Origin of the sequence: Mesorhizobium neociceri (assembly GCF_013520985.1) — a bacterium.
Taxonomy (GTDB): domain Bacteria; phylum Pseudomonadota; class Alphaproteobacteria; order Rhizobiales; family Rhizobiaceae; genus Mesorhizobium; species Mesorhizobium neociceri.
In genome coordinates this window covers 104370-125502 of sequence record NZ_JACDTY010000005.1, presented here as the reverse complement: position 1 = coordinate 125502, position 21133 = coordinate 104370, and the positions used below count along the sequence as shown (strand labels likewise).

Here is a 21133-nt window from a genome sequence, read left to right as displayed (position 1 = left end):
GCTTTGCGCGAATTCCGCTAAGGCGCGCCTTTGCCGCCGGGAGCATGCGCTTGACCGACCACCGCGCCGACGTCGCCATCATCATGGGCAGCCAGTCCGATTGGGCAACGATGCGCCACGCCGCCGAAACCCTTGAGGCGCTGGGCATCCCGCACAAGCGCTTGATCGTCTCAGCCCACCGCACCCCCGACCGGCTCTATGATTTCGCCAAGGGCGCCAAGGCGGCCGGCTACAAGGTGATCATCGCCGGCGCCGGCGGTGCCGCCCACCTGCCCGGCATGACCGCGGCGATGACCCCGCTGCCGGTGTTCGGTGTGCCCGTCGAATCGAAGGCGCTGTCGGGCCAGGATTCGCTGCTCTCCATCGTCCAGATGCCTGCCGGTATCCCGGTCGGCACGCTGGCCATCGGCAAGGCGGGGGCTGCCAATGCAGCCCTTCTCGCCGCCGCCGTGCTGGCGCTCAACGACGAGCGGCTCGCTGCCCGGCTGGATGCCTGGCGCGCCGCCCAGACCGCCAAGGTCGCCGCCGAACCGACGGACGCGCCGTGAGCCTGCCCGCGGGATCGACCATCGGCATTATCGGCGGCGGCCAGCTCGGGCGCATGCTAGCCATGGCGGCGGCCCGGCTCGGCTACCGCACCGTGATCCTCGAACCGCAGGCGGCCTGCCCGGCAGCTCAAGTGGCCAACCGCCAGATCACGGCGGCCTATGACGATGCGGCAGCCCTTGCCGAACTGGCAGCAGCCAGCGCCGTTGTCACCTACGAATTCGAGAATGTGCCGGTGGCCGCCGCCAGCGCGCTTGCTGCCAAGGTGACGGTCTATCCGCCGCCCAGGGCGTTGGAAGTCGCCCAGGACAGGGTGGCGGAGAAGCAATTCCTCAACGGCATCGGGATCAAGACAGCGGATTTCCGCACCGTCGACAATGACGACGAACTGACCGCAGCGCTGAGAGAGTTCTCGGGCAGCGGTATCTTGAAGACCCGCCGCATGGGCTATGACGGCAAGGGCCAGCGCGTCTTCCGCAACATGGAGACTGGCGGCTTTGCCGGCACCTGCGAGGCCATGGGCAATGTGCCGCTGATCTTGGAATCCTTCGTTGCCTTCGAGCGCGAAGTTTCGGTGATCGCCGCGCGCGGGTTGGACGGCGCGGTCGCCGCCTACGATCCGGCCGAGAATATCCACCGCGACGGGATCCTGCATACCTCGACCTTGCCGGCTGCAATCAGGCTGGAGACCGCAGCCGCCGCACAAGCGGCGGCGGCAAAGATCCTGTCAGCCCTCGACTATGTCGGCGTCATCGGCGTCGAGTTCTTCGTGCTTGCCGACGGCTCGCTCTTGGCCAACGAAATAGCGCCGCGCGTGCACAATTCCGGCCACTGGACGGAAGCCGCCTGCGTCGTCTCGCAATTCGAGCAGCATATCCGCGCCATTGCCGGCCTGCCGCTGGGCAACCCCGGCCGGCATTCCAACTGCGTCATGGAAAATCTGATCGGCGACGACGTCCTGCGCGTGCCTGCCTTGCTCGCCGAGCCCGATCTGATGCTGCATCTCTATGGCAAGGCCGAGGCACGTCCGGGCCGCAAGATGGGCCATTTCACGCGCATCAGCCGTCGCGGCTAAACTCTTCTATTGCAACTCGTCGTTCAGATCCCCGTCCTCGTCGGGGCTGGCGCAGCTCGCATCGCCTTCCTGGCAGTTGGCCCCCGCGGTGAGCTGTTTGATGCGCTGTTCCGTCAATTCGGTCAGGCATTGCGAAACTTCCATCGGATGGATCGAGCCGCCTTCGCTGTCTGTCGTCGTATAGGCGCATTCAGCGTCGCGGAAGGCGATCCAGGCGCGCTGCGCGACCTGCAGCAGCTTCCTGCTCTTGTCGTCGTTGCGGCCGACCAGATCCTTGTAGGCCTGGTTGAGCTTGGCATCGGCCGCCTGATAGTCCTCGCCGGCGCAAATATTCATCATCTGCTGGCTGTCGTCGTTGCGGTCGCATTCCTGCGCTTGCGCGGTGGAGGCCGCGGCCAGAACGGCAAGGCAGGCGGACAGAAACAACAGGCGCATGGACGTCTCCAAATCAGCTTGCAGGCGCAGCACCATTCCAGCCCGCCTTCGGCGGCGCAATGGCGTGGAGCGGAGATGGCGGATATTTGATGGCCAAAGCCGTTCTCAGCCTCTATCCAGCACGCTTGCGGTTGACACGGGCAAGGCTCCTCGTTTATGAGCCACCGCAAGTTCAAAGGCGCGCTTTGCAGGCGCGCCTTAATAATTCGGCCCGAACCGGGCCCAGACCGACGGGCAAGACCATGAAGATCAAGAATTCGCTCAAGGCGCTGAAGGCGCGTCATCGCGACAACCAGCTGGTTCGCCGCAAGGGCCGCGTCTACATCATCAACAAGACCGCTCCGCGCTACAAGGCGCGCCAGGGCTGAGTTTTCGGCCGGAGGCACGCTGCCGCCGCCCAGATGATGTTAATTGCCTGAGATCAGGCACTTTCACGCTAATTTCAGTTTGACGATCCGTCGTCCGGGGTTAGATTCCGGCGATGCGGATTCTTTTTGCATTTTTCGCGACCCTCTTCCTGTTCGGCGCCGCTCCGGCGTGGGCGGACGATCCGCCGGCAAAGCCGCCGGTTGCTGCCACAAAAGAAGCCCGGCTCGACCAGCTGTTTGCCGACCTGAAGCGTGAACGCAATGAAAGGGCGGCCGAGCGCATCGCCGGACGCATCTGGGGCGAATGGTTCCAGTCCGGCAGCGCCTCGATCGACCTGATGATGCAATGGTCGCAAAAGGCGATGGATGACCAGAAGTTCGACGTCGCCCTCGACTTCCTCGATCAGGTCGTGATCCTGCAGCCAAAATATGCCGAAGGCTGGAACCGGCGCGCCACCGTCCATTACATGATGAAGAATTTCGGGAAGTCGATGTCCGACATCGACCAGACGCTGCAGCTGGAGCCACGCCATTTCGGCGCGCTTTCTGGCCTGGCGCAGATCATGGCCGCCACCGGCCACAAGCAATCGGCGCTCGAAGCCTGGCAGAAGGTGCTGGCCATATATCCGATGATGCGCAGCGCCCAGGACCAGGTCGCGACCCTCTCGGAAGAGCTTGCCGGCGAAGGAATTTGATTAGGCAGTAGGGAATAGGGCTTAGGCTGTAGGGTGGCGGTTGAAACCGATGCCTACTGCCTACTGCCTACTGCCTACTGCCTACTGCCTACTGCCTACTGCCTACTGCCTAGAACTTATCCCCCTCCATCCCCGTACCTCTCCCCATGAACCTCATTTACGCCGCCTGCGCCTTCCTCCTCGCGCTCGTCTTTGCCCTTGCCGGTGTCACCCGCGCCGGCGCATGGCTGATCGAATGGCGCAACCCGCCGGCCGGCGAATTTGCCGACATCGACGGTGCCCGCATCCACTATGTCCACGTGCCGGCGCCGCAAAATGCCGAGCTGCCGCCGATCGTCTTCATCCATGGCGCCAGCGCCAACCTTAGAGATCAGATGCTGCCGATAAGGCCTTTGCTCGAAGGCCGCGCCGAGATGGTGTTCCTCGACCGGCCAGGCTTTGGCTGGTCCGGGCGAGGCCCCGGCAACAATGAGAGCCCGTCGGCGCAGGCCAACACCATCGCCAGGCTGATGGACCGCCTCGGCATCCCAAAGGCGGTCATCGTCGGCCACTCCTTCGGCGGCGTGATCACCGCCGCCTTTGGCCGCGAGCACCCCGACAAGACGCTCGGGCTGGTCTTCCTGTCGCCGGTCAGCCACCCCTGGCCGGGCGGCGCGACCGCCTGGTACTACAGGCTGACCGCCACCCCCATCATTGGTTGGCTGTTTTCCGAGACATTGGCCTATCCGGCCGGCACGCTGCAGATGAACAGCGCCACGGCCTGCGTGTTTTCCCCCAACAAGGTGCCGGACTTCTATGTCGGCAATGCCTCGATCCCACTGGTGCTGCGTCCCGGCGCTTTCCGCGCCAACGCCATCGATGTCGCCGGCCTCTACGACTACGCACTCAAGGCCGCGCCGCATTACCGTGACATCAAGACGCCAACGATCGTCATCTCGGGCGACCACGACAAGGTGGTCTATGCCTCGATCCACTCCGTCGGGCTTGTCAGGGACATCCCCGGCGCCGAGCTGATCTGGGTCCACAATCTCGGCCACAAGCCGGACTGGATCGCCTCCGACCTCGTCGTCGGCGCCATCGAAAAGGTCGGCGGCAAGGACGTCGACCTGCAGGTAATAACGAAAACCGTGGAAACGCGGATCGCCGGCGATGCCTATAATGAGGGGCAATGCCCCGACATCACGGTGCCCGACGCGGAACTCGCCCCGACCTGATGGCCATGTATGTCCTGAAGCACGGCATCAAGAAAAACCCGGAGAAGCGATGGGCGTTGCCCGACCGCATCTTCTTCGGCTACGGCGCGTGCGCCATTCTCGCCGGCGCCTTTCTTGAGCATCCCCCGCTGGAAGGATTTTACGGCGAACGGATCATTCCGGGCGAAGGCTTTTCTGGAAACCATGTCTATGTGACGAATGGCCTGATCGCCTTCGATTACCACGGCTACTCCGCCCGCGAGCGGCTGCTGGAACACCATGGCAAAGGCTGGGCTTCACGCAGCGCCGGATGGCACTACGCGATCACCAGGGTCGATTTCGATCTGCTCGATACAGTCGAGCTCAACCGGCGAAAGATACTGGGTCCGGACCAGTACCTGTACGACCCCGTTCCTCGGGCTCGCCGGTTCCTTCGGCGAATAGATCACGCCGAAGCCGCGGCAAGAGCGCTGCGGACTCTGACGAGTTGAAGCCTCTCTCAACCGACGCTGCGGCTGACCTGCGCGCCCGATCCGACATAGGCGATGCGCAGCATGTTGGTCGAACCCGGCGTCCTCAGCGGCACACCCGCCGTGATGATGACACGGTCGCCTGGTTGGCCGAACCCCTCTTCGAAAGCGATACGGCAGGCGCGGTCGACCATGTCGTCAAGATCAACGGCATCGGGCGAGACGACGCAATGCGTGCCCCACAGCAGCGACAGCCGGCGAGCCGTGTTGAGGATCGGCGACAGCGCGATGATCGGCACTTGCGGGCGCTCGCGCGCGGCGCGCAGGCCCGTGGTGCCCGACGCCGTATAGGTGATGATCGCCGACAGTTTCAGCGTCTCGGCGATCTCGCGGGCGGCGAGCGAAATGGCGTCGGCGCCGGTCGCTTCCGGTTCGGAACGCTGCGCGTTGATGATGCCGGCATAGGTCGGGTCGGTTTCGACCTTGGTGGCGATGCGGTTCATCATCGCCACCGCCTCGACCGGATAGGCGCCGGCCGCGGACTCGGCTGAAAGCATGATGGCGTCGGCGCCCTCGAACACGGCGATCGACACGTCGGACACTTCGGCGCGGGTCGGCACCGGGGCGGTGATCATCGATTCCAGCATCTGAGTGGCGACCACCACCGGCTTGCCGGCGCGGCGCGCGGCGCGCGTGATCTGCTTCTGGATGCCGGGCACGGCTTCCAGCGGCATTTCGACACCGAGATCGCCGCGGGCGACCATCAGCGCGTCGGACAATTCGATGATCTCGGCCAGCCGTGCGACGGCCTGCGGCTTTTCGATCTTGGCCATGATCAGCGCGCGGCCGCGCGCGATCTTGCGGGCTTCGGCGAGATCCTCCGGCCGCTGCACGAAGGACAGCGCCACCCAGTCGACGTTGGCCGCCAGCACCGCGTCGAGGTCCTTGCGGTCCTTTTCGGTCAGCGCGCCGACCGGCAGGTCGGTGTCGGGCAGGCTGACGCCCTTCTTGTCGGAAATCGTGGTGCCGGCGACGACCGTGCAGGTGATCGACTTGCCGTCGCTTTTCACCGCCTTGAGCTCCAGCTTGCCGTCGTCGATCAACAGACGGTGACCGGCCTCGACCGAGCTCAGGATTTCGGGATGCGGCAGATAGACCCTGGTCGACGTGCCGGGCTCCGGATTGTTGTCGAGCGTGAAGGTCTGGCCAGCCGTCAGCGCCTCCTTGCCGTTGGCGAACTTGCCGACGCGCAGCTTCGGTCCCTGCAAATCGGCCAGGATGCCGATCGGACGGCCAACCTTTTCCTCGACGGCGCGGATGCGGGCGACCAGCGTGCGCATCAGCTCGTGGTCGGTGTGGCTCATATTGATGCGAAAGACATCGGCGCCGGCTTCGAACAGCTTCTGCAGCATCTCCTCGGACGAGGAGGCCGGACCGATGGTGGCGAGTATCTTGACCTTGCGGCTACGTCTCATTGACTGTTTGTTCCCGGGGCGGCTGGAGCGCCTCCCGTTGTGGACTCATCGGTCAGCTGGACCATCCAGCTTGCCTGCTCGCCCGTGTCATATTCCTGGAATCCGGCGCGCTGGAAGCCCCGGGCGACGCAATCGGTAACGCCGGCGATCTTGAACTCTTTTTCGGCCACGCACATGTTGATCGGGCCATCCCAGCGCCCGCCACGCTCGGCGTCTTCTGCATAAAGATAGTAAAACCTTGATGACAGCGGCCCTTCGATCAGCGTCTTGCAGCTCGACCCTTCGATGTGCCACCAGCCCTCGGTGATCCAGCCGGCCTTGGCGCGGTAGCCGATGCCGACGCCGACCAAGTTCTGCGTCGCGTTGCAGACACGGAAATCGGCGCGGGCGGGCGAGGCCGCAACCAGCGCGGTAAGCCCGACGGTCAAGGTCAGGAGCGGCACGGCAAAGGCGGTGCGCGCACCCGGCCTGCCGGCGGAACCCATCCCGAAACCCCTCAACAACGTCATCTGCATCTCTCAACGCCCCTTTTCGGAAAAGTCCGGGCGCATGTCAACGCGCCGTTCTGTCCAAATCCAATCGATTTAGAAAGGCCCCCGACACGCAATCTGCCGCGCGTGACCGGATTTTCGTAGAAACCGTGGCCAAACAACGGCATTGCGCCAGCGTCCTCTTCGTGGAATGACGATACCACCCTCCCCGGAAGCCAGCGAACAGACCTTTTCAGCCAATGACCCGATCCACAGTTTTCGCGCCTTTCGATCTTGTCGAAGGCGACCGCAAGCGCGGCATCGTGCTGATCGCCGACCATGCCCGGCGCGACCTGCCGGAGGAGTATGGCAGCCTCGGCCTGCCGGCGGCTGAACTGGAGCGTCACATCGCTTACGACATCGGCGTCGAGACGGTAACGCGCGAACTGGCGGCAGTTCTCGACGCGCCGGCGGTGATCGCCAATTTTTCGCGTCTGCTGATCGACGCAAATCGCGGCGAGGACGACCCGACACTGATCCGCCAGCTCTATGACGGCACCGTCGTGCCGGGAAACTACCCGATGGCGCCGGAGGAACGCGAAAGGCGGCTGGACGGTTTCTACCGGCCCTATCACGACGCCGTCGGCGCCATGATCGCGTCGGTGGCGCAGGCCTCGGGCAAAGCGCCTTTCATCTTCTCCGTGCACTCCTTCACCCCGGTCATGCAAGGCGTTGCGCGGCCCTGGCATGTCGGCATCCTTTGGGACCTCGACGACCGCGTGGCGCGGCCGCTGATCGACATGCTGGCGCAGGATAAAAACCTCGTCGTCGGCGACAACGAACCCTATGACGGCGCGCTGCGCGGCGACACCATGTTCAAGCATGCCATCGTCAACGGCTTCGCCCACGCGCTGATCGAGATCCGCCAGGACCTGATTGCGGACAGCAAGGGCGCGCTGGCCTGGGCCGAACGGCTGGCGCCGATCGTTGACGCCATCGATCGTCATGCCGATATACATCAGGTGAAGATGTTCGGCTCGCGCACCGGGCCGATATAGGGACCCAAGAAAATGACCGAACTCAGCGACGAACAGAAACGCGATTTCGAGGCCGCCGCCTTCCGCCGGCTGATCGAGCATCTGCGCGAACGCAGCGATGTCCAGAACATCGACCTGATGAACCTCGCCGGCTTCTGCCGCAACTGCCTGTCGAACTGGTACCGCGACGCCGCCAATGCCGAGGGCGTCGATCTCGGCAAGGACCAGTCGCGCGAAATCGTCTACGGCATGCCCTATGCGCAATGGCAGGCGCTCAACCAGACCGAGGCTTCGGACGCCAAGAAGGCAGAGTTCGAGGCGAGACGGCCGAGGGATCATTAAGGGCAAAGCCCAATCACGCTGAGCAGCCGCCATTCGCGGCTACCCAGCAACGGTCGCTATATTGGCGATGGCGTCGCAAGAAACTCTGCCAGAGCGTCTGTCAGTCGGTGGAGTTCCGCCTTCGATCCGATGGTGATCCGCATGAAGTCGGATACTCGCGGGCCGGCGAAATGTCTGACGAGTACAGCGCGATCACGCAGTGCCGCCGACAGGGCTTGGCCGGTATGGCTCGGATGGCGGGCAAAGACGAAGTTAGCGCTGGACGGCAGAACATCGAACCCAAGCTGGATCAGCGTTGCGGTCAGGCCCTCCCGGTTTCCGATGATGATCGATCGCTTCTGTTGGAAGTATGCCTCGTCCTGGATGGCCGCTATGGCACCCGCTTGGGCTGGCCGTCCGAGCGGGTAGGAGTTGAAACTGTCCTTTACCCGCGTCAGGGCTTCGATCAGCGCCCGATCGCCGATCGCGTAGCCAACGCGAAGGCCGGCGAGCGCGCGGGATTTCGACAGGGTCTGGACCACGAGGAGATTGGAATGGTCGCGGATCAAGGGTATGGCGCTTTCCGCGCCGAAATCGACATAAGCCTCATCGATCACCACAGGCGCATCGACCCGCCGACTCACGAGTTGTTCGATCTCCGTCCGCGACAGGGCGATCCCCGTGGGTGCGTTCGGGTTGGCGATGATGATGGAACCGCCCCCCTCGAAATAATCGGCGATGCGAATGCGCATCTCGCCATCGAGTGGGACCGTCTCGTGGTCGATGCCTAACAGCCCGCAATAGACGGGATAGAAGCTGTAAGTGACGTCTGCAAAAAGCACTGGCTTGGGCTGCTTCAGCAGCCCGGAGAAGGCGTGGGCGAGCACTTCGTCCGAGCCATTGCCGACGAAGACCTGCTCGGGCCCGACGCCGTGATATTCCGCCAATACCTCCCGAAGGCGCGTGGATTGCGGATCCGGGTAGAGGCGGAGCGTGTCGGCGGCAGCCAATCGAACGGCCTCGATCGCCATCGGAGATGGTCCAAAAGGGCTTTCATTGGTGTTCAGTTTCACCAGGCCTGAAATCTGCGGCTGTTCGCCGGGCACGTATGGCGACAGACCTCGGGCAAGCTCCGACCAATAGCGGCTCACGCGTTCCCCTCTCGCAGCAAATTCCAACATATTGATGGGGGTTCAGACTCCTGCGGTCAAGGCCGCGGCCGTTGGCCTTCAAGTGGCCACCGATATGGGTCATTTCGAACTGATCGGCTGAGCAATCTGCGACAACTCGCACGCCTCGCCTTTGCGACCTGACAGAATTCCGCATCAAGGGGCAGGCCGCAGAAGAGGCGATCAGGTGCATGACGGCGCCTCCCGTCCTGTTTGGCCCAAGCGCTTTCGGTTGAGAGTGGCTTGACTGAAAATTGAATCGATCTAATTTGCCGTTCAAAGCCACTTTTGACCGGATTCGAACCATGAGCGCGCAAAACGCGATGCAGAGCGCCATTCGCGGGCGATGGGCTGTTGCCGCCATATTCCTCGCCAACGGCTTCCTGACCGGCAGCTGGGCGCCGCAGATTCCGGTGTTCCTGACCCGGCTCGATATCTCGAAATTCACGCTCGGCCTGCTGATCCTTTTGTTCGGCGTCGGCGCCGTCGCGGCCATGAGCTGGTGCGGCCATTTGATCTCCAGATATGGCTCGCGCACCGTGTTGCGCTGGTTCGGCCTGTGCGGCAGCCTCGGCCTGCTGGTCGTGGCGCTGGCGCCCAACGTGCCGCTGGCAGCGATTGCCATGGTCATCTTCGGCGGCTCGATCGGCGGCATGGATGTCGCCATGAATGCCAATGCCGTGGCGGTGGAAAGAAGGCTCTCCCGCGCCATCATGTCGTCGTCGCATGGCTTCTGGAGCCTTGGCGGTTTCGCGGGTGGCGGTTTGGGCGGCTACGCCATCCAGACGTACGGCCGCCTCGCCCATGCGGCTGTCGTCACGGTCATCGCTTTTGCCGTCATAGCCGTGGCGGTCGGCTACCTCATCGCCGAGGACAAGCCGCAGGCGGTCGAGCATCACAAATTTACCCTGCCGGCCAATCCGCTGGTCTATCTGGTCGGGCTGATGGCGCTGCTGACGATGATTTCGGAAGGCGCCGTGCTCGACTGGGCAGCGCTTTATCTCCGACAGGAACTCGGCGCCGATCTTGCCATAGCCGGCCTCGCCTACGCGGCCTTCTCCGGCGTCATGGCGGTCATGCGCTTCTTCGGCGACGGCGTGCGCAACCGCTTCGGCGCGGTGGCAACACTGCGCGGCTCGGCCATCGTCGCCGCTGCCGGCATGCTGGTTGCCGGCCTGTCGCCCACTCCTTGGGTTGCGATCGCCGCCTTCGCCTTTTGCGGCTTCGGCATCGCCAACATGGTGCCGATCATCTTCTCGGCCGGCGGCAACCAGGAAGGCATGTCATCAGGCACCGGTATGAGCGTCGTCACCACCATGGGCTATTCCGGCATATTGGTGGCGCCGTCGGCGATCGGCTTCGTTGCCGAGCATTCGAGCTTCGGACCGATCTTCGTCGCCATGTCGGGACTTTTGATCGTCGTGCTTTTGATGGCCGGGCTCGCTCACCGCGCCGAATTCGCGGCAGCTCCCGCCGAATAGCGTTTCAGCTCCTCGTAGAGGAAATCCGCGACGCGGCGGATGCGTACGCTGGTGCGCACGTCGCGATGCATGGCCAGCCACACCGGCAGGCTGGGCAATGGCATTCCGGGCAGCAGTTTTTCCAGCAATGGGTCGCTGTCGGCCAGCGGCTCCTGGCCGAGACCGATGCCGTTTCCTGCCCGCAGCGCTTCCCACAGAACGATCTGGTTGTCGGACCTGAAGCGAAAGCTGCTGCGGGTGACGGGGACGCCAAACTGGGTAAAGCCGCGGATCATCTCGTCGCTGCGGTCGAAGCCGATCAGCGGGTGATCGACTAGGTCGGCGGGCCTGAGCGGGCGGCCGTGCCTGTCGAGATAGGATTTGGCCGCGCAGCAGCAGAGCGGAATATCGCAGACCTTGCGCGCTGTCAGTTCGTTCTGCGCCGGCTTGACCATGCGGATGGCGATATCGGCATCGCGCCTTAGCAGGTTCTCGACCTGGTTCGAGGCGACGATCTCGACCTCGATGCCGGGCTCCTCGATACCGAGCCGCGCCGTCATCTTCGGCAGCACATAGGCGGCCACCACCTCGCTGGCGGCAATGCGCACCGTGCCTTCGATCGCCTCGACCGAGCCCAGCGCCAGCAGCGAAAAGGCACTCGCCTGCTCGCTCACCGCCCTGCCGCGCTCGAACAGCGTGGCACCGGCTTCCGTCAGTGAATAGCCGCGCCGCCCGCGCCGGAACAGCGTGACGCCGAGTGCCTGTTCGAGTTCACCGATGTGGCGCCCAAGCGTCGGCTGGCTGGCCGACAGCTTGCGCGCCGCAGCCGACAGGCTGCCGGTCTCCGCCACCGTGACGAAGCTTTTGATCAGGTTCCAGTCGATATCGATCATTCATTTGTGAATAACAGAACGCCAATCACAGTCAATTTTCATTCGCATATGAAGGCATCATATTCAGCGTGCAAATACAAACACGGAGAAGAAAAATGACCAAGATCGCAATTCTGGGCGCCAATGGCCGGCTCGGCCGCGTGGTTGGCAAGGCCTTCATCGACGCCGGCTTCGACGTCCGCGCCATCACCCGCAGCGGCAAGGTGCCGGCAGAACTCAAGGGCGCCACCGCCACTGCCGGCGACGCGCTTGACAGCGAGGCGCTGATCCGCGCCACTGAGGGCGTCGACATCATCTTCAACGGCCTCAACCCGATCTACACCGACTGGGGCAAATGCCTGCCGATGGCGGAAAACGTCATGGCCGCCTGCCACGCCAATGGCGCGCTGCATCTCTTCCCCGGCACGGTCTATAACTACGGCTCGCCGATGCCTCAGGTGGTGAGCGAAGACACGCCGTTCCGCCCGACGACCGAGAAGGGCCGCATCCGCTGCGCCATGGAAGCGCTGTTTCGCCGCGAGGCCGACGCCGGCCGGGTGCGCACCATCATTCTGCGGGCCGGCGATTTCTTCGGCGGCACCGGCAGCGGGTCATGGTTCGACCTCGTCGTCGCCGCCAAGATGAGCAAGGGCGTCTATACCGCGCCCGGCCCGGCCAACCTCGTGCATGAATGGGCCTACCTGCCGGACTTTGCCGTCGCCTTCGTCGGCCTGGCGCGCAACCTCGACAAGCTCGGCTTCTACGAAGCGCTCAACTTCCCCGGCCACGCCGTCACCGACATGGACATCAAGGCCGCTGCCGAAAAGGCGCTGGGATATCAGCTGAAACTGAGCTTCATGCCTTGGTGGGTGCTGCGCGCCGGCAGCCCGTTCGTGGCGATGTGGCGCGAAATCGTCGCGATGTCCTATCTGCGCTTCGAACCGCACAGGCTGGTGTCCGACCGCCTGGAAGGCATTATTGGAGAGATCCCGCACACCCCGCTGGATGAGGCCGTGGCCGAGGCGCTGAAGGACATCGGCATCAGCCTCGGCCGTGCAAAAGTCGCGGCCTAAGGCAAACTCCATCCGCCCCTGGCCCAATCGCTGGAAACGAGCAACCGGATGGTCTTTATAAGGTGATTGTTTATAACGGTCGGCGAGATCACCATCACCAAGGGGAGACGATGCGTTACATACGTCCGCTTTCAATCGAAGATGCCGTTGGCCTGCTGGCCGGCGCTTCCGGCACATCAGCCATTCTTGCCGGGGGCAGTGACCTCCTCGTTCGGATGAAGGGCGGTTTTGTCGAACCCGACCTGATCGTCGACATCAAGGCGATCGAGGGCTTGAGCGAGATCAGGGAGACGGCCGACGGCTTCAGCATTGGCGCCACCGTCCCCTGCGCCGTCCTGGGCGAGAGCTCGGTTCTGAAGAAGGCCTGGCCCGGTGTCGTCGAAGCGGCGAAGCTGATCGGCTCGAAGCAGGTCCAGGGCCGCTGCACCATAACAGGCAATCTGTGCAACGCCTCGCCGGCCGCCGACAGCGTCCCGGCTTTGGTGGCCGCCGGCGCAAAGGCAGTGGTTGCCGGTCCCTCGGGCAGGCGCACCATTCCCGTGGGGGCCGTGCCGATCGGACCAGGCAAGACCTCGCTCACCAAGGGCGAGATCATCGAGGCGATCCTGCTCGACAGCCAAGCGCCGCGTTCAGGCGATGCCTATCTCAGATTCATTCCGCGCACCGAAATGGACATCGCGGTGGTCAGCGCCGGCGTGAACCTGACGCTCGACGAGCATGGCGTCATCACAGCCGCCCGCGTCGCGCTCGGTGCGGCAGCACCAACAGTGCTGCTGGTTGAAGAGGCAGCCGAGGCCCTTATCGGCAGGAAGCTGGATGAAGCAGCGCTTGAGCGGCTTGCCAAGGTCTGCGCTGGGGCCTGCCGCCCCATTGACGACAAGCGGGGCACCATCGAGTTCAGACGAAAAGTTGCGGGCGTGCTGGCCAGGAGAGCCACGACGACCGCCTATGCACGTGCAGGAGGCAAATGATGGCCGGTGTAGCAGTATCAACGACAATCAACGGCGATCACGTTGAATACCTTTGCCAGCCCGACGAGACGTTGCTCGACGTTCTGCGCGACCGGCTCGGACTGACCGGCGCCAAGGAAGGCTGCGGCACCGGCGACTGCGGCGCCTGCAGCATCATCCTCGACAACCGGCTGGTCTGCTCGTGCCTGGTGTTGGGCGCTGAAGCTGAAGGACGAATTGTCGAGACCGTCGAGGGCATGGCGCATGGCGATCAATTGCATCCGCTGCAGCAGAAATTCCTCGAGCACGCGGCGCTCCAATGCGGCATCTGCACGCCGGGCTTCCTGATCGCGGCCAAGGACCTTCTGGCCAAGAACCCCGATCCGACTGAAGAAGAAATCCGCTTCGGGCTAGCCGGCAACCTCTGCCGCTGCACCGGTTACGACAAGATCGTGCGCGCCGTCCAGGACGCGGCCACCGTGATGAAGAAGGGAGTGTAAGCCATGAATTTCGATCCACGCTTTTCGGGCCGCAAATTCTCATCCGTCGGCACCCGCCCCATCCGCCCCGACGGCGTCGACAAGGTGACGGGACGCGCGCGCTATGGCGCCGACTTCAACATGGCCGGACAACTGGTCGGGCGTGTTCTGCGCAGCCCGCACGCCCATGCGAAGATCCTCAAGATCGACACCTCGAAAGCGGAAAAGCTGGCCGGCGTGAAAGCCGTGATTACCGCCGCCGATCTGCCGGACCTCACCGATGGCGACAGCGCCATGTACGACGTCCTCGACAATTGCATGGCGCGCACCAAGGCGCTCTATGACGGCCATGCCGTGGCCGCGGTCGCTGCTGTCGATGCCCGCACGGCAAGGCAGGCGCTGAAGCTCATCGAGGTCGACTACGAGCTGTTGCCGCATGTCACCGATGTCGACGAGGCGATGAAGCACACCGCCCCCTTGATCAACGACACTCTCTTCACCGAGGGCCTCGAGGAAAAGCCGGTAAAGCCTTCCAACGTCACCAAGCGCAGCCAGTTTGGCCATGGCGATGTCCATCAGGGTTTCGGCCACGCCGACTTCATCGTCGAGCGCTCCTTCAAGACCGAGCAGACGCATCAGGGCTACATCGAGCCGCATGCCTGCGTGGCGAGCGTCAGCTCCGACGGCACCGCCGACCTGTGGGTCTGCACGCAAGGGCATTTCGTCTACCGCCAGCACTGCGCCCAATTGCTCGGGCTGGAAGCTTCGAAGCTGCGCGTCACCTCGTCGGAGATCGGCGGCGGCTTTGGCGGCAAGACCCACGTCTGGGCCGAGCCGGTGGCACTCGCCTTGTCGCGCAAGGCGGGGCGGCCGGTGAAGCTCGTCATGACCCGCGACGAAGTGTTCCGCGCCTCGGGTCCGACCAGTGCTACCTCGATCGACGTCAAGATCGGCGCCCGCAAGGACGGCACCATCACCGCGGCAGAAGCGACGCTACGCTATTCCAGCGGCCCCTATGCCGGTACCTGGGCCGAGATCGGCGCCATGACGGCGTTTGCCTGCTACAAGCTCGATAACGTCAAGACGGTCGGCTTCGAAGTGCTGGTCAACCGGCCGAAGACCGCCGCCTACCGCGCGCCCTCGGCACCCATGGCGGCGTTCGCGGTGGAAAGCGCTGTCGACGAGCTGGCCAAGGAAATCGGCATGGATCCGGTCGACTTCCGGATCAAAAACGCCGCGCAGGAAGGTACCCGCTCCTCCTATGGACCGGTCTATGGCCCGATCGGCATCGGCCCGACGCTGGAGGCGGCGAAGACCCATCCGCACATGAAAGCGCCGCTGGGCAAAAACCAGGGCCGCGGCATGGCTTGCGGCTTCTGGTTCAACTTCGGCGGCCAGACCTGCGTGGACCTGAACATCGGCATGGACGGCTCGGTCTCGCTGGCCGTCGGCACGGTGGACGTAGGTGGTTCACGTGCGTCGCTGTCGCTGGTGGCGGCGGAGGAGCTCGGCATCGACTATGCCCAGCTCAAGGCGGTGGTCGCCGACACGTCCAGCCTCGGCTACAACGACATGACCGACGGCAGCCGCGGCACCTTCTCGTCCTCGATGGCGACGATCTCGGCCGCCCGCAACGCGATAAAAATCCTGCGCGACCGCGCCGCGCAGACGTGGGACATCCCCGTCGACGACGTGGTCTGGGAAAATGGCCACGCCATCGCCAAGGGCGAGAAGTACGGCAACCTCGCAGCACTGTCGCTGAAGGAGATTGCAGCTGCGTCCGGCAAGACCGGCGGCCCGATCGCCGGCCACAGCGAGCTCGTCGCCGACGGCGCCGGCGTCTCCTTCGCCACCCATATCTGCGATATCGAGGTCGACCCCGAGACCGGCGCCGCGCGCGTCGTGCGCTACACCGTGATCCAGGATGCCGGCAAGGCGGTGCACCCGACCTATGTCGAGGGCCAGTACCAGGGCGGTGCGGCGCAAGGCATCGGCTGGGCCCTCAACGAGGAGTATATCTACGGCAAGGACGGGCGTCTGCAGAATGCCGGCTTCCTCGACTATCGCATCCCGGTCTGCTCGGACCTGCCGATGATCGACACGCAGATCCTCGAGATACCCAACCCCAACCACCCCTATGGCGTGCGCGGCGTCGGCGAGACCTCGATCGTGCCGCCGCTGGCGGCGATCGCCAATGCCGTCTCGAACGCCGCCGGCGTGCGCATGACCCACATCCCGATGTCGCCGCCACGCATCCTGGCGGCGATCGAGGCGGAACGGGGAGGCTGATGTCGAAAGCCAAGGATAAGGTATGTTGAGATTCAGGTCAGGCCGAGCCGAAAGTGGCGGGTTCCGGGAACCGGAGCGGAGCGTACTTGAGGTACGTGAGCACCGGAAGCGCAGGAACCTGCCATTTGCAGGCCGGCCTCACCTGAATATCGACACACCGTCGAGGCGCTAATGGTCGAAGTCACCCTCTGGGGCGCACTCGGCCAGCTCGCCGGTGGCCAGAGCAAGGTCGAGGTCGAGGCCAAGGACATAAGGGAGCTGTTCAGGAAGCTGGCTGAACAGTATCCCGGCATCGAGCCCTGGATCGAGAAGGGCATCGCGGTGGCGATCGACGGGACGATCTATCGCGATACGTGGTCGAAGGAATTGCCAAAGGGAGCGGAGATTTTTCTGCTGCCGAGGTTGGCGGGGGGGTGAGTGGGGTAAACGCAGTGCCGGGCAGCAAACTGCATTTTTAAACGATGCCCCAGGTTGTGGTTCGTATCAGGCATTTGTTTGTAGCGACTGGCAGCTTAGCGCCTCTTCGACACACATCTTAAAGTGAACATCCGATCAATCGGCTATGTTGGGAGCAGTCGGCGTACCTGTGAAACTGTCAAATTCCACGCCCGTTCAGTTCGGCAATAATGGCGTCTTCCACCCTTCCAATGGTACCCTCCCAGTGCTCTCCCTCCGGCGCCTCCCTAAGGTAAGGCGAGACCGATTCAAACTGCTCATGAACCTGCCGGCGCGACAATTTATGAGCACGCAGGTAGTAGCCCAAGGCCAACAGCTCCACGCTCTCGAAGCCAAACCTGAGGCAGACACCAAGTTTGGCGAGACTTGCCGCCAATTCCTTCGGAGTATCTCCTTCAAGCGCCTGCCTACTCTGGATCAGAAAGGCCGGTATCCCGAACAGGTAGGCAAGTTCCGGTACTACACGCAGAACAAACTTTCTCGCATCGACACATGTCTTGAGCTTGTCTGCATCGGTTCCAACGGCAAGCTGGAGCTCTGACAGCGGTTTCCCCGCCAGCCACAACCGTGTCAGTTCCGTTAGCAGCGGTAGAGCGATCTTGCCGCGCTCACTGCTATCGGCGACCGTATTAATTGCACTGCCCAGGAGATCATCGATCGTGGCGGGTCGGAACATCTGATCGAACAAATCGAGGTTCTTCGAAACCCACTCAAGGAGCCACTCCATCCACCGCATAATAGTCATAGCACCGTCGTCTATGATCTCTGGAGACAGGCGTGTGACTACGGCTAGCGGCACGCCCAGCTTTGATGAGACCTGATACTCGGCCAGTTGCTCCTTCGACTCCCCGGCCTGATCCTTGTAGAAGCTGGCTGCAGCCTGAATTCGCTCATCGAGCCACTTGTCGTCACCTTTCTTTCGAGCCCGATATCCTGCCAGCGACTTCACGAGAGCGTTCGCGATACCAGCGCTCGCCAGCCTTGCGATCGCGTACCGTTCAAATCCATCGGCAGCCGCAACCTCCGCGTGAACACGATCAAGAACAGCCGTTAGAGGGTCGTCGATTTCCAGACACTGATCGGATTGCCCGAAAATCTTCTGGAGCGTCGTCCAGTGCGCACCGATCTTTGCGTCACCTATATCAATACCAACAACCCGGCCTGGGATTACGAGCACGATGCCGTTCGCATGCTGTCCGGCGCGCCCGGCGCGTCCCGCTGCATTGAGCAGTTCCTGCGCCTCCAAGACTTCCCGCTTGTTCGCCTCAGCCTCGAAACGACTGTCTTCCGCAATGATCACCAACTCGCTTGGAAAGTTCATTCCCTGTGCGACGGTCGATGTGGCGGCCATAACAGTCGCACCATCTGCGCGCTGGTAGAGCGACTCGCACAATTGCCGTTCTTCAGGCCATGATGTACCACACACTGCGAAACCAGATGGTCGTCCACGATGTCGAGGAAACTGTGAGCAGCGTGTCCCAATTCCACAGCGGTTATGCTCATCCACGCCTTTTCCTCTTCGGTTAGCGGGATGGCTACCGTCCCCAATTGTTGGGAAATGCGATTCTTAGTGGCGTTGGCATTCGGGATCGTCTGAAAGAACACCAGCGTCTTAAGCCCGCTCTGAGCAGCCGCAGTAGCGATTGCCGAGGATACCTCCCCGGCATTCGGGGTGAGGTTCCAGTATCCATTTGCTCCAAGCTGTACAGGATCTTGGAGCAACTTCACCAGTGAATAGTCAGTGGCCTTACGTGTTGCCCAAGTCTGCTTGAGCCCGAAGAACGCAAGTGCCTCGGTTGTCAACGCGGCTTTGTCCTTGACAGAGGGATTGACAGTCCTCTTGGCTGCCTGCGCCTTCCGTAACCCCCCGCCCAAGCGCACGATATCGGTCTGCGTATAGACGACGCTGCCGCGCAATTGGCGTGTAGGCTTCCATGGCAGATCGAGGGCAAGACAATCCCGCCCGGTCAATGCTTGAACCCAACCGGCAATCTCGTCTGTGTTCTTCATCATTGCCGAAAGAAGCAACATGCTAGCTTCCGGTACTAGCGCGCCGAAGTTCAGCACGCACAACATTGCGTCCAGCGCTCTCCTGCTGTCCGATAAATCCCTGGCGTGCAATAGATGGCATTCGTCAAAGACCAGCAGCCCGACGCCTTCGAAAACCTCAGGTTGAATGCTCATCTGTGCTAGGCAGGACTCTGGGGTCATGACGAAAATCTGCGGCAGGTCGTCCTCCTCGCTGAGGAACCCAACCTCGTCGAAGCGCTCTTGGCCCACGTTGGTATTCTTAAAGGCGCGTCGCAGCGCTCTGGTCGTCTGCCCCACAAGGGCATTTGTCGGCGCAAGGAAGATCACCTTGCGATCAGCGAGCAGCGTCGCATTGATCTTCAGTTCCGCCAGTGTCGATTTCCCGGCCCCTGTTGGGAAGCTGACGGCTGCTGACTTGTCTAATTCAAGGTACCCTGCTGCAACGGCCTGCCGATGGTTGCGCCAGAGATACGGACGACTGCGCGCCACGCGCTTCATTGCTCGCGACCATTTATCTGCGTCGACCCCACCGGGTGGAGTAATTCTGATCACGGCGCTTTCGCCCAGGTCCCGGGCGACCGAGACGAGAAGCGATGCCAAATGGTATGGGCCAGCGAAAAGACCAATCTGCTGCCTGTCCCATGCCGCGATGTCTTTTTCCATCTGCGGGAAGGACAGGTCGATCACGCTTCTGAAGGTGGCAATAGCAAGTCCAGATTCGGCGTTGTCAGCCCCCAAAAGCTCATTTGCCAACTCTCGCACGCCCCTGAGAAGCGTATAATATAGGGCAAGGGACGCGGCCCGCCCAATATCGGAGGCACTTCTCACCGCATCGCGCGGCGGCGTTGCTGCCGGCACGATCGCAAGCAGATTTCCCTTAGCCAAGGACCTGATCGCGGAAATCAGAGTCTGTTCCACAACCGACGCGCCGCCTGTATCGAACCTGTCAGCAATTTCACTCGCGTCGGCGGTGGCCTCTGCAATTAGGAATAGCAGGACGGCGGCGATGTTGGGCGAAATGCTTTCAGCACCGAGAAATGTCGGAGATTCGCCGTCCTCGCGTCCGATTGCTCGAGCGTTGAAACACAACTGATGTGCCGATCCTGCCACGAAAGCAGCGGCGGCACGATCTTCCCTTTCTGGGGTGATTGAAACCAACGCCTCGTTCGCCAACGCCAGTCGCTGCATGTCGCGAACAAGTCGTACCACGTCCTCGTCTTGACCGATGCTGCCGTCACGCAATCTCACGCGAGCCGCAGCAATCTTCGCGAATGCCTCAGTCAGCAGCTCCGGCAACCGACCAATGTCTAGGCCGCTGAAACTCGGTGCCGTTCGGATAAGCGCGGCTGTTTCCGGGTCATACATTGGGGGCCGTCAATTCCTTGGCATGCGCGATGGCTTTGTTGGCGATGTCGGCCATCCATGCCCTAAGTTCTTTGAGCGGCAGAACCTCTGCGCGCCTTCTGACGATCTCGCCAGCAACGACGCCAGGGTAGCCATCGAAGGTATCTGCCGGGTCGTCAGTATCCCCCACGGTCACTGCTACCCTGTAGCTCCGCGCGTCTTTCCAAACGATCTCCTCAATGGCCTGGTCAACGTCGACCTCAGGATCTGTTCGAAGGACAGCGATAACCTCGGACAGAAGCTGATGGTCGCGCTCTGCTTTTTCCAATCCTTCGAACTCAGGCCAAACCTTCTCACGAACGGTTTTGCGGGGATTCTCTGTCGCCTTCTCTTCGCATACCACAACGAACATCACCCGTTTGGTGTCGGCGTCGACCTTCACGTGAATGCCGTCAAATCCTTTGTGGGCGTGGTACATATGAGGCTCGCGGATAAGCGCGCTTCGATCTTGGAGGTGAGCTGCTATCCAGGAAAGCACCTGAAATATCCATCCGTCCCGCTGATAGGGCTTTTTAGGATCAGGCGCCGTTAGCAACTTGATTGCACCTGTGAGCGTGCTCGCGGCGGCCTTAGGGGAGACGAAACCGATCTGCTCCAGTACATGCAAAGCGTATCGGCTCTGCCCTAGAGCCACACGCGCGACCAGCTTCGCAAGTTCGTCGCCGCTTACGACCTTCCAGCTGCTTCCAGCCCAGGCCGGATCACTCGTTATATCTGTAAATTCCAGCAGCATGCTTTCCCCCGCAGGAAAGTGTAGGCGGCAATCTAAGTCGCCGCAATACTTGACGTTTCGGGGAGTCTCAGAGACACCCAATGGCTCGAACTGCAACATTCGAACAGGCCCCTAGGGACTGATTCCAGTTGT

General features: G+C 62.5%; 22 protein-coding genes. 14 read left to right on the top strand and 8 right to left on the bottom strand.

Features of this window, described 5'->3' with window-relative positions:
- Positions 1-50 precede the first annotated feature (50 nt).
- A complete protein-coding gene (gene purE / locus H0241_RS12885; RefSeq protein WP_181057916.1) occupies positions 51-548 on the top strand; it encodes a 5-(carboxyamino)imidazole ribonucleotide mutase in 498 nt (165 codons plus the stop codon).
- On the top strand, positions 545-1621 hold the full coding sequence (locus H0241_RS12880) for a 5-(carboxyamino)imidazole ribonucleotide synthase (RefSeq protein ID WP_181057914.1): 1077 nt from the start codon (positions 545-547) through the stop codon (positions 1619-1621). The genes purE and H0241_RS12880 overlap by 4 nt, the downstream gene beginning before the upstream one ends.
- Positions 1622-1627: 6 nt before the next feature.
- On the opposite strand, the gene H0241_RS12875 is transcribed toward H0241_RS12880, so the two are convergent.
- Positions 1628-2056 carry a lysozyme inhibitor LprI family protein gene (locus tag H0241_RS12875; protein WP_181058230.1) on the bottom strand — a complete coding sequence of 143 codons (429 nt, stop codon included), beginning with the start codon at positions 2054-2056 and terminating at the stop codon, positions 1628-1630.
- Between the two features lie 242 nt (positions 2057-2298).
- Here H0241_RS12875 and ykgO point away from each other — a divergent pair, with 242 nt between their 5' ends.
- The 4 genes from ykgO to H0241_RS12855 all read left to right on the top strand — a co-directional run bounded on the left by ykgO (position 2299) and on the right by H0241_RS12855 (position 4803).
- Positions 2299-2424, top strand: coding sequence for a type B 50S ribosomal protein L36 (ykgO, locus tag H0241_RS12870; protein ID WP_006327841.1), 126 nt, complete (start codon positions 2299-2301; stop codon positions 2422-2424).
- A 113-nt stretch (positions 2425-2537) separates the two neighbouring features.
- Positions 2538-3119, top strand: coding sequence for a tetratricopeptide repeat protein (locus H0241_RS12865; RefSeq protein WP_181057912.1), 582 nt, complete (start codon positions 2538-2540; stop codon positions 3117-3119).
- Positions 3120-3265: 146 nt separating this feature from the next.
- Complete coding sequence (locus H0241_RS12860) at positions 3266-4333, top strand: alpha/beta fold hydrolase (RefSeq protein WP_181057910.1); 1068 nt, start codon at positions 3266-3268, stop codon at positions 4331-4333.
- 5 nt (positions 4334-4338) lie between these two features.
- Positions 4339-4803, top strand: coding sequence for a hypothetical protein (locus H0241_RS12855; protein ID WP_181057908.1), 465 nt, complete (start codon positions 4339-4341; stop codon positions 4801-4803).
- Between the two features lie 8 nt (positions 4804-4811).
- On the opposite strand, the gene pyk is transcribed toward H0241_RS12855, so the two are convergent.
- Entirely contained in the window at positions 4812-6257 is a 1446-nt protein-coding gene (gene pyk, locus H0241_RS12850; RefSeq protein WP_181057906.1) for a pyruvate kinase, read from the bottom strand.
- Positions 6254-6742, bottom strand: coding sequence for a DUF1036 domain-containing protein (locus H0241_RS12845; protein WP_181058229.1), 489 nt, complete (start codon positions 6740-6742; stop codon positions 6254-6256). Before H0241_RS12845 ends, pyk begins: the two co-directional genes overlap by 4 nt.
- 245 nt (positions 6743-6987) lie before the next feature.
- On the opposite strand from H0241_RS12845, the gene H0241_RS12840 reads away from it, so the two are divergent.
- Positions 6988-7785 carry an N-formylglutamate amidohydrolase gene (locus tag H0241_RS12840; protein WP_181057904.1) on the top strand — a complete coding sequence of 266 codons (798 nt, stop codon included), beginning with the start codon at positions 6988-6990 and terminating at the stop codon, positions 7783-7785.
- Between the two features lie 12 nt (positions 7786-7797).
- Positions 7798-8106 carry a DUF1244 domain-containing protein gene (locus H0241_RS12835; protein WP_181057902.1) on the top strand — a complete coding sequence of 103 codons (309 nt, stop codon included), beginning with the start codon at positions 7798-7800 and terminating at the stop codon, positions 8104-8106.
- Positions 8107-8162: 56 nt separating this feature from the next.
- Here H0241_RS12835 and hisC read toward each other — a convergent pair whose 3' ends face one another.
- Positions 8163-9236 carry a histidinol-phosphate transaminase gene (hisC, locus tag H0241_RS12830; RefSeq protein ID WP_181057900.1) on the bottom strand — a complete coding sequence of 358 codons (1074 nt, stop codon included), beginning with the start codon at positions 9234-9236 and terminating at the stop codon, positions 8163-8165.
- Between the two features lie 323 nt (positions 9237-9559).
- On the opposite strand from hisC, the gene H0241_RS12825 reads away from it, so the two are divergent.
- The gene (locus H0241_RS12825; protein ID WP_181057898.1) at positions 9560-10735 is read left to right on the top strand and encodes an MFS transporter; all 1176 of its coding nucleotides are present in this window, start codon (positions 9560-9562) and stop codon (positions 10733-10735) included.
- On the opposite strand, the gene H0241_RS12820 is transcribed toward H0241_RS12825, so the two are convergent.
- Positions 10699-11607 (bottom strand): LysR family transcriptional regulator, encoded by a 909-nt coding sequence (locus tag H0241_RS12820; RefSeq protein ID WP_181057896.1) that lies wholly within the window; start codon positions 11605-11607, stop codon positions 10699-10701. The two genes, H0241_RS12825 and H0241_RS12820, sit on opposite strands and share 37 nt — an antisense overlap.
- 95 nt (positions 11608-11702) lie before the next feature.
- Between H0241_RS12820 and H0241_RS12815 the strand changes: the two genes are divergently transcribed.
- The 5 genes from H0241_RS12815 (at position 11703) to H0241_RS12795 (ending at position 16794) form a co-directional block, all read left to right on the top strand.
- Positions 11703-12659, top strand: coding sequence for an SDR family oxidoreductase (locus tag H0241_RS12815; protein ID WP_181057895.1), 957 nt, complete (start codon positions 11703-11705; stop codon positions 12657-12659).
- Positions 12660-12769: 110 nt separating this feature from the next.
- Positions 12770-13630 (top strand): FAD binding domain-containing protein, encoded by an 861-nt coding sequence (locus H0241_RS12810; protein WP_181057893.1) that lies wholly within the window; start codon positions 12770-12772, stop codon positions 13628-13630.
- On the top strand, positions 13630-14109 hold the full coding sequence (locus tag H0241_RS12805; protein WP_181057891.1) for a (2Fe-2S)-binding protein: 480 nt from the start codon (positions 13630-13632) through the stop codon (positions 14107-14109). Before H0241_RS12810 ends, H0241_RS12805 begins: the two co-directional genes overlap by 1 nt.
- Positions 14110-14112: 3 nt before the next feature.
- On the top strand, positions 14113-16377 hold the full coding sequence (locus H0241_RS12800; RefSeq protein WP_181057889.1) for a xanthine dehydrogenase family protein molybdopterin-binding subunit: 2265 nt from the start codon (positions 14113-14115) through the stop codon (positions 16375-16377).
- A 171-nt stretch (positions 16378-16548) separates the two neighbouring features.
- The gene (locus tag H0241_RS12795; RefSeq protein WP_023828363.1) at positions 16549-16794 is read left to right on the top strand and encodes a MoaD/ThiS family protein; all 246 of its coding nucleotides are present in this window, start codon (positions 16549-16551) and stop codon (positions 16792-16794) included.
- A gap of 178 nt (positions 16795-16972) precedes the next feature.
- On the opposite strand, the gene H0241_RS12790 is transcribed toward H0241_RS12795, so the two are convergent.
- The 3 genes from H0241_RS12790 to H0241_RS12780 are packed head-to-tail and all read right to left on the bottom strand — an operon-like array spanning position 16973 to position 21001.
- Positions 16973-18184, bottom strand: coding sequence for a P-loop NTPase family protein (locus H0241_RS12790; RefSeq protein ID WP_181057887.1), 1212 nt, complete (start codon positions 18182-18184; stop codon positions 16973-16975).
- Positions 18151-20229, bottom strand: a complete 2079-nt coding sequence (locus H0241_RS12785) for a DEAD/DEAH box helicase (RefSeq protein WP_181057885.1) — start codon at positions 20227-20229, stop codon at positions 18151-18153. The genes H0241_RS12790 and H0241_RS12785 overlap by 34 nt, the downstream gene beginning before the upstream one ends.
- Positions 20222-21001, bottom strand: a complete 780-nt coding sequence (locus tag H0241_RS12780) for a hypothetical protein (protein WP_181057883.1) — start codon at positions 20999-21001, stop codon at positions 20222-20224. The genes H0241_RS12785 and H0241_RS12780 overlap by 8 nt, the downstream gene beginning before the upstream one ends.
- Between the last annotated feature and the right edge of the window lie 132 nt (positions 21002-21133).

Bases quoted from the DNA above. Each gene is read 5' to 3' on its own strand.
- H0241_RS12875 (WP_181058230.1), bottom strand. From the start codon at position 2,056: ATGCGCCTGTTGTTTCTGTCCGCCTGCCTTGCCGTTCTGGCCGCGGCC.
- ykgO (WP_006327841.1), top strand. From the start codon at position 2,299: ATGAAGATCAAGAATTCGCTCAAGGCGCTGAAGGCGCGTCATCGCGAC.
- H0241_RS12795 (WP_023828363.1), top strand. From the start codon at position 16,549: ATGGTCGAAGTCACCCTCTGGGGCGCACTCGGCCAGCTCGCCGGTGGC.
- H0241_RS12800 (WP_181057889.1), top strand. From the start codon at position 14,113: ATGAATTTCGATCCACGCTTTTCGGGCCGCAAATTCTCATCCGTCGGC.
- H0241_RS12835 (WP_181057902.1), top strand. From the start codon at position 7,798: ATGACCGAACTCAGCGACGAACAGAAACGCGATTTCGAGGCCGCCGCC.
- H0241_RS12855 (WP_181057908.1), top strand. From the start codon at position 4,339: ATGTATGTCCTGAAGCACGGCATCAAGAAAAACCCGGAGAAGCGATGG.
- H0241_RS12845 (WP_181058229.1), bottom strand. From the start codon at position 6,742: ATGGGTTCCGCCGGCAGGCCGGGTGCGCGCACCGCCTTTGCCGTGCCG.
- H0241_RS12805 (WP_181057891.1), top strand. From the start codon at position 13,630: ATGGCCGGTGTAGCAGTATCAACGACAATCAACGGCGATCACGTTGAA.
- H0241_RS12840 (WP_181057904.1), top strand. From the start codon at position 6,988: ATGACCCGATCCACAGTTTTCGCGCCTTTCGATCTTGTCGAAGGCGAC.
- pyk (WP_181057906.1), bottom strand. From the start codon at position 6,257: ATGAGACGTAGCCGCAAGGTCAAGATACTCGCCACCATCGGTCCGGCC.
- H0241_RS12790 (WP_181057887.1), bottom strand. From the start codon at position 18,184: ATGGCCGCCACATCGACCGTCGCACAGGGAATGAACTTTCCAAGCGAG.
- H0241_RS12865 (WP_181057912.1), top strand. From the start codon at position 2,538: ATGCGGATTCTTTTTGCATTTTTCGCGACCCTCTTCCTGTTCGGCGCC.
- H0241_RS12785 (WP_181057885.1), bottom strand. From the start codon at position 20,229: ATGTATGACCCGGAAACAGCCGCGCTTATCCGAACGGCACCGAGTTTC.
- H0241_RS12815 (WP_181057895.1), top strand. From the start codon at position 11,703: ATGACCAAGATCGCAATTCTGGGCGCCAATGGCCGGCTCGGCCGCGTG.
- H0241_RS12860 (WP_181057910.1), top strand. From the start codon at position 3,266: ATGAACCTCATTTACGCCGCCTGCGCCTTCCTCCTCGCGCTCGTCTTT.
- H0241_RS12825 (WP_181057898.1), top strand. From the start codon at position 9,560: ATGAGCGCGCAAAACGCGATGCAGAGCGCCATTCGCGGGCGATGGGCT.
- H0241_RS12780 (WP_181057883.1), bottom strand. From the start codon at position 21,001: ATGCTGCTGGAATTTACAGATATAACGAGTGATCCGGCCTGGGCTGGA.
- H0241_RS12810 (WP_181057893.1), top strand. From the start codon at position 12,770: ATGCGTTACATACGTCCGCTTTCAATCGAAGATGCCGTTGGCCTGCTG.
- H0241_RS12820 (WP_181057896.1), bottom strand. From the start codon at position 11,607: ATGATCGATATCGACTGGAACCTGATCAAAAGCTTCGTCACGGTGGCG.